This window comes from Microcoleus sp. PH2017_09_SFU_O_A (assembly GCF_020738625.1).
Taxonomy (GTDB): domain Bacteria; phylum Cyanobacteriota; class Cyanobacteriia; order Cyanobacteriales; family Microcoleaceae; genus Microcoleus.
In genome coordinates this window covers 14,730-28,555 of the sequence record NZ_JAEQCF010000122.1, presented here as the reverse complement: position 1 = coordinate 28,555, position 13,826 = coordinate 14,730, and the positions used below count along the sequence as shown (strand labels likewise).

The following is a 13,826-nucleotide window of genomic DNA, read 5'->3' as shown; positions in this document are numbered from 1 at the left end:
TGATCTATATTACCTGTTTATCTTGCACTTTTTTCTCCCTCGCGCCATCTAAACCTATGCCACGCAATATGTGATTGATTTTTCAGCAAGCCCTAATTACTTGGCAACTGAATTTACTTCAACTAAAACAACAGGAGTCCCGCACCAAACACGGTACGAACTTGAGTGACGGGAGGAATGCGCGTGAGGCTTGCATAGCTGAACAAATTATTGATAAACGCAGACAGACTTTCTTCAATACATGATAGAATCTTGTCATGAAACAAGTCCTGACAGTATCTTGCAAACTCCAAGTAATGCCTGAGCAGTCCATCAAAATTGATGCAACACTTCAGGCGTTCGCGAATGCTTGCGAATATGTGAATCAAACTGTATCGCCAACTCTGACAAACGAATTGGCGATGCAATCCTTGATATATCACGATGTCAGAGATATGTTTGGACTTTCGGCGCAGTTGGCAATCCATGCTATCAGACGGGTTTCTGGTAACAGAAAAACAGCCAAAAAAGATGGGAAGTCGGTCAATAAATTTACTCCTACTAGCGTCACTTACGATGCTCGTATCTTTTCTTTCAGGGAAAAAGATTGGACGGTAAGTTTGACTACTACTGGTGGTAGGGAACGGTTTGTACTGGCTATCGGAAACTACCAACTTGGATTGTTGAAAGGTCAAAACCCAAAGACTGCTACTTTGTGCAAACGCAATGATGGTAGTTACTATCTTAATATTCAGCTTGAATCTATGCCCGTCGAACCTCCACCAAGCGATCGAGTTTTGGGCTGTGATTTGGGTAGGACTGACATTGCAGTTACTTCTGATGGAGATACATTTAGCGGTAAACAAATTACCCAAGTTAGAAATCATTATGCCAAGTTGAGAGCAAACCTCCAACAAAAAGCCACGAAGGGCACGCGCAGTTCTCGGCGTAGATGTCGAGAATTGTTGAAACGGTTGTCGGGCTCTTGAAAGCGCTTTCAGACATTGGTAAATCACACTATCAGTCACCGTATCGTAACTAAGGCTCAAAACAAAAATCAAGCGATCGCTTTGGAAGATTTGACGGGAATTAGGGAGCGCACAAATCAGCAGCCACGCTCGAAAAAAGAGCGGAGACTTAGCAATAGCTGGGCATTTTTTCAGTTGCGCCAATTCCTAATATACAAAGCCATAAAGCATAGCGTCAAGATTTTGTTTGTCGAGCCTAGATACACTAGCCAAATGTGCCACAAGTGCAACCATATTCATCCTGTAAAGGGTGAGTCTTATAGGAATGGCAAAAAGTTTGCTTGTGGTCATTGTGGATGGAAAGGTGATGCCGACTTAAACGGCAGTAAGAATATTGCTGTTATTGGGGCTTCCGTAAATAAGCCTGAAGGTTCGAGATTATTTTGCAATTTGCAAGATCATTTCAGGGCTATTGAAAGCCCACACTGTACCTGTACTCAGGTCAGTGCTGGGTAATTTACTATGTCTGACTGTCCAGTGTGCGGTGCTGAGTACCTAGAAAAAAAAGCAGAGTTTTGCTCGATTTGTGGCTGGGATTTGACTCCCTACCCGCAGCGTGCTAAGCCTTCCAAAACTTATTTAAAACAAGAACAAGTTCGATTGCAGTGGGCAAAACAAATGTGGGAATCGGCCCGCAATCAACAAAATTGGTCAGCCAGATTTGACGAGTTGCAAGAGGAATTACAGCAAGGTGCGATCGCCCGCGCGTACCTGCAATCTCAGTTAGAATGGGTTCTGTACCGCCTCGAACAACTCAATCCCGAATCCATTACCAGCACTTTACTGCGACTGGAAGAGAAAATCGGCGCCTTACCTGACCAAACTCCGGCTATCTCTGAAGTGGGGATGGATTACCGACAACTGACAAAGCTGTTAGAAACTGGAAAATGGCGCAAAGCAGACGAACATACTTGGGAAATTTTGCTGCAAATCTCTGTCAGGGAAGACGAAGGCTGGCTGAGTGCAGCCGATATTGACGGGTTTCCTCTTACAGACCTTCGCACGATCGACAAACTTTGGCAACAACACAGCAGCGGGCGGTTTGGATTCACCGTACAACAACAGATTTGGGAAAGTACCGCCGGAAATTATACCCAATTGTGCGATCGACTCGGCTGGCGAGTCAAAGAAAATTGGAAATATTACAGCGAGCTCTCATTCAGCGAAAATGCTCCCCCCGGACACCTCCCCGTTACCGCCTGGAGACATCGCGCTTGTTACGGTGCTGGTAAACTCACCGCAGCAGAAAACTTTGCCCGCATTGTCGGGAGAGTTGCTACGGGCGATCGCTAATCATCCAAAATAAAAAATTCAAAATCGCCATTACCTGCTATAATCAAAACGGTTCAGCAACTGGGGCTGTGGCTCAGATGGATAGAGCAAGCGCCTCCTGAAGAATCGGGCACCCTGCGAGGAAACTCTGGGAGTGAATGTGGTCAAACTCAAGGAAGCCTAAGTCTGACAGCAGATACGGTAATCTTGAGCCAAGCTTTATCTAAATTTTGTTTAGGTAAGGAAGGTGCAGAGACTGGCTTTAGGAAGTAAACACCATAAAACCTCCTAAACATACGGCCACCACCTAAAGGCCGCAAGCCTACGGTGAAGGAATAGTCCGGAGAGTGGGGAAACTCACACAAATCTGAAGCGCTAGGTCGCCGGTTCGAACCCGGCCAGTCCCGTTAAAAATCAAGAACAATTAAAAGCAGAAGGGTAAACCCTAAGTTTTATCCTTCTGCTTTGCATATGCGTTAACCTGTATATTCAATCCAAAATCTAAAATCTAAAATCTAAAATCCTCTGACCATTGTTTAAATTTTAATTTTTAATTCCTGTTAGTGGGTTGTACGTGCGGTATTTTTTGTTATGGTTCCTGTGTCAGCTAAATAAAGTTTTTATAGGTTTAGATGTGGTTGAGAATAAATTTAAACAGGCGGCGTTACCCGCGTTTGAGGAATTCACCCAATTTTTGGTTCCTACTAGGGCTTTTGATGGCGTTTTGGTTTGGCTATCAGCAGCTTAAGAGCGAATTTCAGAGACCCCAAGCTTTGTTGGTTCTAGGTGGGGCTACGGAGCGAGAGGTGTTTGCCGCCAAATTTGCTCGATCGCACCCTCAATTGCCGATTTGGGTGTCTTCTGGGAGCAATCCTGAGTTCGCCGAATGGGTGTTTTCAGAAGCGGGAATTAAGTCCGATCGCCTGCACTTAGACTACAGAGCAGTGGATACGGTAACAAATTTTACCACCCTGGTAGATGAATTGAAAGCTCAAGGGATTGAGAGCGTGTATCTGATCACTTCTGACGATCATATGCGGCGAGCTCAGATTATTGGCGAAATCGTGCTCGGCAGTCGAGGGATTAGTTTTAAGCCTGTAGCAGTTCCGTCTGGGCGAACCCCCGAACCCGTGCAAAAAGCTCTCCGCGACGGCGCTAGAGCCATTATGTGGCTGACTACGGGTTATACAGGCGCTAACTTCAGCCAAGCCAGAATTGAATAGACAAAGAAAGGACGGCGGTTGAAACCGCTTTTGACCTCTTACTCGTAGGCGAAGCCAGCGCGAAGCGCTTATGTGGCGAAGCGCCCGTCATCAGAGTAAGAGGTCAAACTACAAAAACGAATTCCGCCGGACGCCGAATGAAGAAAATAACGTAACTTTAACCGCCCGTTCTTCAACCCGCTTGGAGTGGGTTTTGTTTGTCTGGCGTGCGAATTCTATTCGCCCGGTTCAGCGACCCAAATCGTGCATCGCATTAATCTCAGTTGCACATCTTTGAGTCAGCGCTTCCAATTCCGCGCGATCCGACGAAGCGGGCGCCTCAATTAGCTTGCCAATTCGCACCGTCAGCGGCACCGGACGCGGCACTATTGAACCTTTGGATGCGATCGCATGAGTTCCCCACAAACTAACGGGTAATAGCGGTGCTTTTGCCTTAGCAGCTATCAGCGCAGCCCCCAATTTCGGATCAGTAATTCTACCGTCTGGCGTCCGAGTTCCCTGCAAAAATACACCCGTAGCCCATCCATTTTCTAAAGACTGGATAGCCGATCGAATTGCACTGCGATCGGCACTTTCCCGCTTGACTGGATAGGCACCATAAAGCGTAATTGCCTGCTTCAAAATAGGAACTTTAAATAACTCTTCCTTTGCCATAAATGCCACTGGCCGCCTCATGGAACTAGATAAAATCGGCGGATCGAAATCGCTGGCGTGATTGCTGACTACCACAAATGGGCCTTCTGCTGGCACATTTTCTGCACCGTAGATGCGCCCCCGAAAGTAAAGGTGCAGCATCGGGCTGACAATTGACCACTTGAATAAATAGTAAAGAAGTAAACTTTCGACTGGTTCGCGACTTTTGCTCACGGAAAACCTTAGATTTTAAATTACACTGAATTTTAGCCTATCAGTTCCGCTCTGTAAAATTAACTAGGACTTGCAAAAAAACGCAGGACGTAATGATGCGCGGGTGCATCGCGATCGCATAACTTGAAATAGAGACGATAATTCCCGCAGGGACACACCCGCGAGTTGATGGCTAACTCAGGCCTGTTAATTTCCGGCTAGCATCGCTTTTTTTCCTTCCTCGGAAGTCGCGTAACCCAAGAAATCCTTAACCGCTTGGCTGGGGGGATTTTTGTAAGCGTAGTACAACTGGCGCTGATAGCGATAATTGGGGGCTTCCGGCGTCGCACCGTCTACGGGTACAACCCTCACCGTTTTCTGATTGACAACTTGAGCGAAAGTGGCATAGCCGATGCCGTTGTTACCTAAAGCTTGCAGCAGCGGAGTTGTCGCATCTCGATCGAGCGTAGCAAAATTTGGCCCAGTACCAAAACTACCGCCTCCGAGCACTTGTTCTTTAAAAGTTTGGTGAGTTCCGCTAATTTCGGGCCTGTTAATTACCTTAATCGGGCCTGCTGAACCGCCGACTTTTGACCAGTCTTGAGCATTTCCCTTGAAAATGTCTTGAACTTGAGCAGCAGTTAAACCTCCTTGAAACGGGTTGTTAGTGCCGACTACGATCGCAATTCTATCTAAAGCAACCGGCACAACTGCCAAACCCCTAGCTTGGTCTTGGGCATTCAAAGGGGTCGATATCGCAGCAATATCGGCTGTTCCCGCCACCAAATCCTGAATTCCTTTTGCAGAACCATTTGCTTTGGCATCGACTGTAGTGCTGGGAAACTTGGCTTGAAAGCCATTCTTAAGGTTGAGATTGATTGTCACCATGCTGGTAGAACCGTCAATTCTCACCGCCGTGCCCGCAGGTACGGCAACTGGTAGTGCAAAGGAACTAGCAGCAACAGGCGATGCTAAGCCGGCTGCGGGCGCAACGGGAAGCGGGTTGGAACTGCCACCGCCTGCGGGTGTTGGGGGATTGGAGGAATTGTTAGCATCCTGTGCCGCTGGTTTTTTCTGAACAAACCAGCCACCGGCTGCGAGGAACAGGAATAAAAAAATAAAAACTATGGGGGGAGGCCCGCTCTTAGCCATAAAATTCTCCTTAGTTCGGAAGTTGTTTATCGTCGGAATCGTCTAACATTTGCAGCCTGCGACTGACTTCATCATCTTCGGTCATGTTTTCTAATTCTGCCTGAAGTCTTTCTTGGGGGTTCTCAGATATTTCTGCTAAAGCTTGCTGTTCGAGGTTATGCTTTTCGACGGCATTTTTGGCTTGTTCAAATTGCGATCGAGCTGAATCAATATTAAGATCGTTGTTGACTTTGGATATGGCGCCGAGAGCTTCGTTAATCTCGACCATATCTTTCATGTTTTGCATATCGGTTTTGTAGGCTTCCAGCTTCGTGCGCTCTCGATTCAGCTTGTCTTTGGAAGCGTTCACAAACTGTTCGGCTTGTTTTACTGCATCTTCGTACTGCGGCAGGATTTTTTCTATCTGAATTACCTTAGATATGGCTAAGCGGGCTGCTTCTTCGTTGCCGTTGCGGTTGGCTGTCTTGGCTTGGCGCTCTAAAGTTTGCATCTCTCTAACTTTTTCTTCATATTTTGTTTTGGTGCGCTGGTAGGCTGCAACTTGTTTAGAAACTGCTTCTGCGAGCTTTTGGACGGATTCTTGCATCGATCGCAGCGACTCTTCGGCTACGGCGACTGAAATTTTACCACCGGATTCTACGGGAAGTCCCCACAGCCAGTTCCACCCGCCTACTATGGTTCTGCCGGCTTTTTCGCCCATCAGCCAGTAAATAGCTTTTTTCATATAAGTACCGGATTAGCTTGATTTTTATTCCTAGTTTAAATCAGAATTTGCCGATCGACCTCAAGCGCGATCGATATCTACATTATATTTAATCGAGATTTTCTAGCTGTCTGAATCGTCCATCGCCAATTTGCACAACAGGTCGTAGTAAAATTTTCCTGTTGTGCTATTTATTTTTCGGCAATTTTCTGATCGATTAACTCAATTTTACCAGAAAGAATCAGACTATTCATTACTCCAATCCTCTTCCTTCTAGGTAGAGGTCGCTCTTAAACTGTCAACTGTCAACTGTCAACTGTCAACTGTCAACTGTTGAAAGCCTGCGGCTGAATAATCGGTTAACAATAGATTAAGCGGGCAAATCTGCAAAACTGCTGACATTTACCAGCGCTAAATTTGGACAAGTCCGTTTGATCAAACCTGTGAGAACTTTACCTGGGCCAATTTCCACTACGCGATCGATTCCTTGTTGTGGCAATTGCAGAGAAATTTCTCGCCAGCGCACGCCTTTAGTCATTTGATAATTCAACCGCTGTTTTAGAGTAGCTGCGCTAGTAGTCGCTGTCGGTTCTGAGTTCGAGAGTACCAGCATTTTAGCATCGGAAAACCTTGCCGACTTTAACGCTAGTTGAAACTCTGCCGCCACCCCGGCCATCAGGGGAGAGTGAAACGCACCGGAAACATTCAATTTAACCGCGCGTTTGACTTTTATTTTGGCTAGCAAATCTTCTACTGCTGTCGGCGTGCCAGAAATCACTACTTGTGCTTCGCTGTTATCGTTGGCGAGCACCACATCTCGGCTGTATTGAATTTGCAGTTCTAATTCCTGCCTGTCGAAGCCGATCAACGCCACCATTTGCCCGCCGGAGGCAGTCTCCATCAGTTCGGCGCGGCGTTTGACTAAGCGCAATCCCGTTTCAAAGTCAAAGACGCCTGCTGCGTACAGGGCAACATATTCTCCTAAACTGTGACCGGCAACTACTGCGGGTCGATCGCTCTTTTCTCGCATTAAGTCTGCCAAAATGCTTTCTACTACGAACAAGCAAGGCTGAGTGTAGAGAGTCCGAGATAGTTTTGCTTCTTCTTTTTGGCAAACTTCAGGGACAGACCAGCCTAAAATTTCTTTAGCCAGCTCAAATTTAGCTTTGGCTGCTGGCAAGTTTAATAAGTCTGCACCCATCCCGATCGCCTGGGAACCTTGTCCGGGAAATACCCATGCTGTTTTAGTCATTTTTCCGGTAATCTGCTAATTGGTGGTTGCTAAGAAAGTGATTGCAAAAATTCTTTGTTTCCCGCTTCTGAGTTCGCTGACTGGTATCCGCTATCTTTCGGTTCACGAACTATCTACTCGCGACTCACAACTATAACATAATAACTGCGCTTTTTTCGAGGTTTATATTTTTTTTGCTACTTTAATTCAGGTCGATCGCCGTAGTAAAATTTTCAACCTTCGACGGGGGGAAAGTCCATCGAAAAATAGAGGATTTTCAATTGCAGCACACTCTTGTCCAGAATTCCTGTCGAAGGATGCACGGCTTGGTGCAGGCTTTACCCTATGCTATGACCTGTGTATGGCGTGTTAAAAGATTTTTCTTTTTTAATGGTCGCACGCCCGATGTCAGCAGGGCAAGTTTAGAGCAAAATATTGTACCAGTTCCCTAAAATCATGAAACTGCTAGCCTGCGCTTCCAACCCATAGTTCATCAGTGATTCCCCAATCTAAAATCTAAAATCTAAAATCTAAAATCGTATTACCTTCCCCATTGAAAAATCGCCGCCCCCCAGCTCAAACCTGCACCGAAACCAGCCGCAGCAATAGTCTCACCAGATTTAACTTTACCCAGACGCACCGATTCGTCTAAAGCAAGGGGAATTGAAGCTGCTGAGGTATTGCCGTAATTTGCTAAATTGCTGATTACTTTTTCCGGGGGAATCTTGAGCCTTTGGGCAACTGCATCGAGAATCCGTTGATTGGCTTGGTGCAACAGCAGCCAGTCAATTTTTTCGGCGCTGATATTTGCCCGAAACATTGCTTTTTCAATGACTTCTGGCACTTTTTTCACGGCAAAGCGATAGATTTCTTGACCGTTCATGGCGATCGGCTCAAATCCACCTTGTCCGATATTCACGCCCTCAATTAATGATTTTGACTCGGCTTTGTAGGCTAAATTGAGAGACGAATTTTGCGTGCCGTCGCTGCGAATTTCAAATCCCAAAAATCGATCGACCTCTGAAGCCTGCAATACCACCGCACCTGCACCGTCTCCAAATAAAATGCAAGTACCTCGATCCGACCAATTCACCCAGCGAGATAAAATATCTGCTCCGATCAGCAAAACATTTTGATAAACGCCTGTCCGAATGAACTGCGAGGCTGTAACTAAACCAAACACAAATCCCGAACAAGCTGCTGTCAAATCGAAAGCCACAGCTTTTGTAGCGCCCAACTGATATTGAATTTTGCCCGCAGTGCCGAACAAATCGTCAGGGCTTGATGTGGCCAAAATAATCAAATCGATATCTGTCGGCGAAATTTCTGCCATGGCGATCGCCCTGCGGGATGCCTCCGATGCCAAATCGCACAAAGAAGTGCGATCGTCCGCCAGCCTGCGCGATCGAATGCCCGTTCGCGCCGCAATCCACTCGTCAGACGTTTCTACTATCTGACTCAAACCATTATTATCTAGCGAAACCTGCGGTGTACAAGACCCGCTACCCGTGACGGCAATGCCGAACCCTGATTGCTGCAACATTCCTCTCCATTTACTCGCTGTTCGGTCGAGAAATTAAAAATTAAAAACTTCAAATTTAAACTATTTTTTAAACTGCTGAAATTACCTTTTTCAAGCAAAACAGTTGGTTTAATCTGACATTTTTAATTTGACTTTTTTAATTTTTAATTTCTACTTACTAGAAAGAATTGGTTTAAAGCCCCAAGCCCGGGAGAAATTAAAAGAAGACTATTCATTACTCCAATCCTCTTCCTTCCAGGTCGAGGTTGCACTCAACTGTCAACTGTCAACTGCCAACTGTCAACTGTCAACTGCCAACTGTCAACTGTTAACTGTCAACTGCCAACTGTCAACTGTCAACTGTCAACTGTCAACTGTTCAAAGCTTCTTGTTCCACAGCGCTTTCGCGATTGGACGATTTAATTCGCTCCAGCACTTGGTTGTCAATAGCCCCTTTTGCCAAACGAATGGCATTAAAAATCGAGGCAGCTTGAGACGAACCGTGGCTGATAATGCAAACTCCAGCAACGCCCAACAGCAAACCGCCACCATGTTCAACGTGGTCTACTCGCTGCTTGAATCCTTGCAAGCTTTTTTGCAGCATAGGATCGTTAATTTGATGTTGGAGCCCTTTGACCAGCTCTTCCTTGAGCACCTGGACTACGACTTCGCCCACCGCTTCGGCAAACTTCAACAACACGTTGCCGACAAACCCGTCGCAGACAATCACGTCAAAGTTCCCCGACAGCACGTCGCGGCCTTCGGCATTGCCCACAAAAGGAATGTTCGGATTGTCCGCCAATAACTGATGGGTGCGTACCGCAGCGTCGTTGCCTTTAGAAGGTTCTTCGCCAATGTTTAGCAGGCCGATTTTTGGTTCGGCGACGCCGAGCACGCACTGGCTGTAAATAGTTCCCATCAGAGCAAACTGCTCCAAAAATTTTGGGCGGCAGTCCACATTAGCGCCGACATCGAGAATGAGTACAGAGGTACCCGGTACCATTGTCGGCAAAACCGCACCGATCGCGGGGCGATCGATTCCAGGTAGCCGCCCCAACCTCAGTAGGGCAGCCGCCATTGCCGCACCGGAGTGACCGGCGGACACCACAGCATCAGCCTGCTGCTGCTTCACCAAGTTCATGGCTACGTTAATCGAAGCTTTGGGCTTGCGTTTGAGGGCACTTAGAGGTTCTTCGTGCATTTCCACCGTTCCTTCTGAAGGAACGATTTCTAGCTGACCTGTAGAGACGCGGCCGATCGCGTCTTGAAGACGTAGCGAGTCTTCTATTTGCTGCGGGTCGCCCACCAGCAAAATCTCTACGCCTAACTCTTCTTGTGCCTTAAGCGCTCCAGCTACAACTTCGGCGGGGGCGTGATCCCCACCCATAGCGTCTATTGCAATTCTTGCGCGTGTCGATCCCATTGACCAATGTTTGAGAAACACTAAAAATTCTACCAGGAAGTCAGCCGATTTTCGATTTTCGATTTTCGATTTTCGATTGAGTTACAGCCTGAAATCTGGCAGCAGAAACTAGGGTCGAAAATTTTGGGAGCATCCACGAATGGCGTCGGGGCGTTGTACCCGTTTCTTGCGGATCTGGAGTCTGAATCCAGAAGTGCGAATAAATAACTAAAATCTGCTCGCACTCGATCGGACAATTGTCATTTGCGACTACTCTGATAGAGTTTGTGCCTACTTTACTATTTTTGACTGCAAATTGAAAAACTCAATAGAATAATTTACCTGACCCCGCCCAAAAACGGATAAAAGTTTCCGACACTCGTCGTGACTCGGGCCCAAAATTTTAGACCCGAGTTCAAGCCCCCAGATTGATTCTGTGGAGTAAATCTAAAATCTAAAATCTAAAATCGACTGACTGAACTATAGGTGTAAAAAATGCTGGATTTATTATTTAGCTCGGGAATCATGTCTCTGTGGCTCGACATGGCTGGGGTACACAGTGTCGCGCCCAACGCTGTGTCGCTACTGGCTTGGCGGGGAGGGATACCCGGGTTAGTGGTGGCCGAAGAGCTGGCTTTTGGAGGAGTAGATGCAGCAAATCGAGACTTGCCGACATCCGTCGCGGTGGAGGAATATTTAAAAGATTTGAAGGCAAAACATCTGATAGACGGCAATCAGGGAGTTTGGGTACAAGCCGGAATGGTGCCACTGGTAAGTCAGCAGGGAAAGGTACTGATGCCAGGGGCTTCGCTGACTAAGATTGCCACTTCTCTGGCTTCGCTGGAAACTTGGGGCACCGAGCATCAGTTTGAAACACGGTTCCGGGGAACCGGGCCGATTAGGAATGGGGTGTTGCAAGGAGATTTGGTTGTCAGTGGCGGGGGCGATCCGTTGTTTGTGTGGGAGGAGGCGATCGCCGTGGGTAATGCTCTCAATCAAATGGGTATCGATCGCGTGGCCGGCAACTTAGTGGTGACAGGCAATTTCCGCATGAATTACCAGTCCGATCCTTTGGCTGCGGGGGAGGGTCTGCGGCAGGCTCTCAATGGGCGCAGTTGGCCTTCTGACGTGCTGGCAATATATTCTAAGATGGCTCGGGGAACGAGAAAGCCGCAAGTAACGATCGCCGGCACGGTGATTGCTGAAAAATTTGTGAGCTCGGGACATTTGCTGCTGAAGCGCCGATCGCTCCCTTTACCCGAAATTCTCAAGCAGATGAACGTCCACAGCGACAATGACATTGCCCAAATACTGGCAGACAATTTGGGCGGACACAAAATAGTCCAGCAGCAAGCGACTTGGGCGGCGGGGGTGCCGGCGGCGGAACTTCAATTAATTAACGGTTCGGGATTGGGAGTGGAAAATCGGATGTCTCCGAGGGCGGCTTGTGGGATGATGCAGGCGATCGCGCGCAACCTTCAGACTACGGGGCTGACTATTGCTGACTTGTTTCCGGTGTCCGGGCGCGATAAAGGAACTTTGGAACACCGACACATTCCGCCGTCGGCTGTGGTGAAAACCGGTACCTTAGATACGGTGATTGCTTTGGCTGGAGCCATACCCACGCGCGATCGGGGTTTAGTTTGGTTTGCAATTATTAATCGCGGCACCGATTGGGACTCTTTGAGAGCGCAGCAAGATATATTTCTGCAAAAATTGGTGCAGCAGTGGGGCACTGCACCGGCCCTGCCACTAGCAATTACACCGCACATTGACGGCGCTAGACCAGCTTTGGGGGCAGCAAATCGCAGCGATATTTTGCTGGGAGGTTAACGTCAGTTGACAGTTGACAGTTGACAGTTGACAGTTGTCAGTTGGCAGATTAATGCTTTTAGGCTCGATGCCCGATGCCCGATGCCCGATGCCCGATGCCCAATTCCCCACAGCATAATGTGAGATTTCGCGCGTGGAGTATGTCACAATTGATCGAGGACTATTCTGCAAGAAGATGATCAAACTGCGATTGAAGAGATACGGGAAAAAACGCGAGACCAGCTACCGGATTGTAGCTATGAACAGCTCTACCCGCCGCGACGGCCGTCCCCTAGAAGAACTCGGCTTCTACAACCCCAGAAATAATGAAACCAGGCTGGATGTTCCAGCGATTGTCAAGCGCCTGCAAGAAGGCGCTCAGCCAACTGACACCGTGCGTGACATCCTGAGAAAAGCGAATGTATTTGAACAAGTCGGAGCCGGAGCCAACGTTGAATCCAGCACAGCAGCAGTCAGCTAGTCCCAACTATTCTGGACTGGTTAAGTTTTTAATTGGGCCTTTTTTAGAGTCGCCCGCGTCTTTGCGAGTTGATTGCGAACTGCACCCGCGCCAATCCCGGGTCTGGGTTCGGCTCGCTTTTGAAGATCCCGATAAAGGGCGGGTTTACGGTAGGGGCGGACGCAATATTCAGGCAATAAGAACTACCCTCGAAGCGGTGGCGCAAACGGCGGGTCAGTCGCTGTACTTAGATATATACGATGGTGAAGCGGGCGATCGCAACTCCGGGCCACCTAGGGGCGATCGCGATCGTTCGGATCGCGATCGTTCCGATCGCGCTAGGCGCGATGGGGGAGACTTCCGACCCCGGAGTGGGCCTCCGTCGCCGACTCCCTTACCTAGCAGAACCCCGAGAGAACAACCTCGCCGTACTAACACACCTACGTTTAGAACGAGCAGAAATACTCCCGGTTATTAACTGTTCTGCTGAATGAGAGACAATTTTAGATTTTAGATTGCCTGTTGTAGACTTTGTGTTACAAACCCCGTTGGATTTGAGATTGCCAGTTTTGCGATCAAACAAAAATGTAAAATTTTAAATCTAAAATCTCAGCGGGATCGGGTAAATCTAAAATCTAAAATCTAAAGTTGTCTGACTTCATCAAAGCAACACGGGATGCGGGAAACTCAGACACAAAGCGTGCTCAGAGGGAAGCGACCCGAGGGACTTCAGTCAAGAGTGTTCTTGAAAATGTGATATAATTTGAGTTGGGAGTAAGAACAAAAAACATCTACGTGTTGAAGCATCCTAGTATCGGAGAAATCCCGGCTCCTATGAAACAACGGTTAGGTTTAAGTCCTGATGTCAGTATGACAGGAAAGAGCAAATAATGGCAGGTTGTGGAGCGTACCGCGTCTTGGCAAGTGTGATGGATTCTGAAAGCATTGAAACAATAAAAGTAAACGCGATTACAACATTGGCAATGTCGGTAGTTGTTTTGAGTGTTTAGGCGGCGTTTGACGGTCGCAGCGAGAGTTTACTCGCGATCGCAGAATCGAGCGTGTCTTTAGACCTGAGAGTGTCAAAGAAGGGAGATTTGATTTGTGCCTCAAGCACCAAATTTATTTGCGATTTAAACAGAAAAGACGCCTGAGATACTAGGTAAAATCTAGTACCGGGCGTCTTTTTGTTCGTA

13 protein-coding genes are annotated in these 13,826 nt (G+C 47.6%); 7 read left to right on the top strand and 6 right to left on the bottom strand.

Features of this window, described 5'->3' with window-relative positions:
- Positions 1-296 precede the first annotated feature (296 nt).
- From JGK16_RS30415 to JGK16_RS30400, 4 genes are all read left to right on the top strand, one after another.
- On the top strand, positions 297-968 hold the full coding sequence (locus tag JGK16_RS30415) for a transposase (RefSeq protein WP_293192150.1): 672 nt from the start codon (positions 297-299) through the stop codon (positions 966-968).
- A gap of 15 nt (positions 969-983) precedes the next feature.
- A complete protein-coding gene (locus JGK16_RS30410) occupies positions 984-1,463 on the top strand; it encodes a transposase (protein WP_293192147.1) in 480 nt (159 codons plus the stop codon).
- 6 nt (positions 1,464-1,469) lie between these two features.
- Positions 1,470-2,300, top strand: a complete 831-nt coding sequence (locus JGK16_RS30405; protein WP_293192144.1) for a GUN4 domain-containing protein — start codon at positions 1,470-1,472, stop codon at positions 2,298-2,300.
- A gap of 611 nt (positions 2,301-2,911) precedes the next feature.
- Complete coding sequence (locus tag JGK16_RS30400; protein WP_293183081.1) at positions 2,912-3,502, top strand: YdcF family protein; 591 nt, start codon at positions 2,912-2,914, stop codon at positions 3,500-3,502.
- A gap of 228 nt (positions 3,503-3,730) precedes the next feature.
- Here the strand turns inward: JGK16_RS30400 and JGK16_RS30395 are convergent, their stop codons facing one another.
- From JGK16_RS30395 to plsX, 6 genes are all read right to left on the bottom strand, one after another.
- Positions 3,731-4,369: a lysophospholipid acyltransferase family protein gene (locus tag JGK16_RS30395; protein ID WP_293183079.1), complete on the bottom strand. Its 639-nt coding sequence runs from the start codon at positions 4,367-4,369 to the stop codon at positions 3,731-3,733.
- A 186-nt stretch (positions 4,370-4,555) separates the two neighbouring features.
- Positions 4,556-5,500 (bottom strand): phosphate ABC transporter substrate-binding protein, encoded by a 945-nt coding sequence (locus tag JGK16_RS30390; RefSeq protein ID WP_293192142.1) that lies wholly within the window; start codon positions 5,498-5,500, stop codon positions 4,556-4,558.
- A 10-nt stretch (positions 5,501-5,510) separates the two neighbouring features.
- The gene (locus tag JGK16_RS30385) at positions 5,511-6,224 is read right to left on the bottom strand and encodes a PspA/IM30 family protein (protein WP_293183075.1); all 714 of its coding nucleotides are present in this window, start codon (positions 6,222-6,224) and stop codon (positions 5,511-5,513) included.
- Positions 6,225-6,573: 349 nt separating this feature from the next.
- Entirely contained in the window at positions 6,574-7,455 is an 882-nt protein-coding gene (gene fabD, locus JGK16_RS30380; RefSeq protein WP_293192140.1) for an ACP S-malonyltransferase, read from the bottom strand.
- Between the two features lie 520 nt (positions 7,456-7,975).
- Entirely contained in the window at positions 7,976-8,977 is a 1,002-nt protein-coding gene (locus tag JGK16_RS30375; protein ID WP_293157417.1) for a beta-ketoacyl-ACP synthase III, read from the bottom strand.
- Between the two features lie 349 nt (positions 8,978-9,326).
- A complete protein-coding gene (gene plsX / locus JGK16_RS30370) occupies positions 9,327-10,379 on the bottom strand; it encodes a phosphate acyltransferase PlsX (RefSeq protein ID WP_293183071.1) in 1,053 nt (350 codons plus the stop codon).
- Positions 10,380-10,853: 474 nt separating this feature from the next.
- On the opposite strand from plsX, the gene JGK16_RS30365 reads away from it, so the two are divergent.
- From JGK16_RS30365 to JGK16_RS30355, 3 genes are all read left to right on the top strand, one after another.
- Entirely contained in the window at positions 10,854-12,191 is a 1,338-nt protein-coding gene (locus tag JGK16_RS30365) for a D-alanyl-D-alanine carboxypeptidase (protein ID WP_293183069.1), read from the top strand.
- A gap of 175 nt (positions 12,192-12,366) precedes the next feature.
- A complete protein-coding gene (gene rpsP, locus JGK16_RS30360; RefSeq protein WP_293157400.1) occupies positions 12,367-12,651 on the top strand; it encodes a 30S ribosomal protein S16 in 285 nt (94 codons plus the stop codon).
- The gene (locus JGK16_RS30355) at positions 12,623-13,108 is read left to right on the top strand and encodes a KH domain-containing protein (RefSeq protein ID WP_293192137.1); all 486 of its coding nucleotides are present in this window, start codon (positions 12,623-12,625) and stop codon (positions 13,106-13,108) included. Before rpsP ends, JGK16_RS30355 begins: the two co-directional genes overlap by 29 nt.
- Positions 13,109-13,826: the final 718 nt, after the last annotated feature.

What these genes read in the sequence shown, in the direction of transcription:
- fabD (WP_293192140.1), bottom strand. Translation starts at nt 7,455, where the DNA reads ATGACTAAAACAGCATGGGTATTTCCCGGACAAGGTTCCCAGGCGATC.
- JGK16_RS30390 (WP_293192142.1), bottom strand. Translation starts at nt 5,500, where the DNA reads ATGGCTAAGAGCGGGCCTCCCCCCATAGTTTTTATTTTTTTATTCCTG.
- JGK16_RS30415 (WP_293192150.1), top strand. Translation starts at nt 297, where the DNA reads ATGCCTGAGCAGTCCATCAAAATTGATGCAACACTTCAGGCGTTCGCG.
- JGK16_RS30405 (WP_293192144.1), top strand. Translation starts at nt 1,470, where the DNA reads ATGTCTGACTGTCCAGTGTGCGGTGCTGAGTACCTAGAAAAAAAAGCA.
- rpsP (WP_293157400.1), top strand. Translation starts at nt 12,367, where the DNA reads ATGATCAAACTGCGATTGAAGAGATACGGGAAAAAACGCGAGACCAGC.
- JGK16_RS30385 (WP_293183075.1), bottom strand. Translation starts at nt 6,224, where the DNA reads ATGAAAAAAGCTATTTACTGGCTGATGGGCGAAAAAGCCGGCAGAACC.
- plsX (WP_293183071.1), bottom strand. Translation starts at nt 10,379, where the DNA reads ATGGGATCGACACGCGCAAGAATTGCAATAGACGCTATGGGTGGGGAT.
- JGK16_RS30365 (WP_293183069.1), top strand. Translation starts at nt 10,854, where the DNA reads ATGCTGGATTTATTATTTAGCTCGGGAATCATGTCTCTGTGGCTCGAC.
- JGK16_RS30375 (WP_293157417.1), bottom strand. Translation starts at nt 8,977, where the DNA reads ATGTTGCAGCAATCAGGGTTCGGCATTGCCGTCACGGGTAGCGGGTCT.
- JGK16_RS30400 (WP_293183081.1), top strand. Translation starts at nt 2,912, where the DNA reads ATGTGGTTGAGAATAAATTTAAACAGGCGGCGTTACCCGCGTTTGAGG.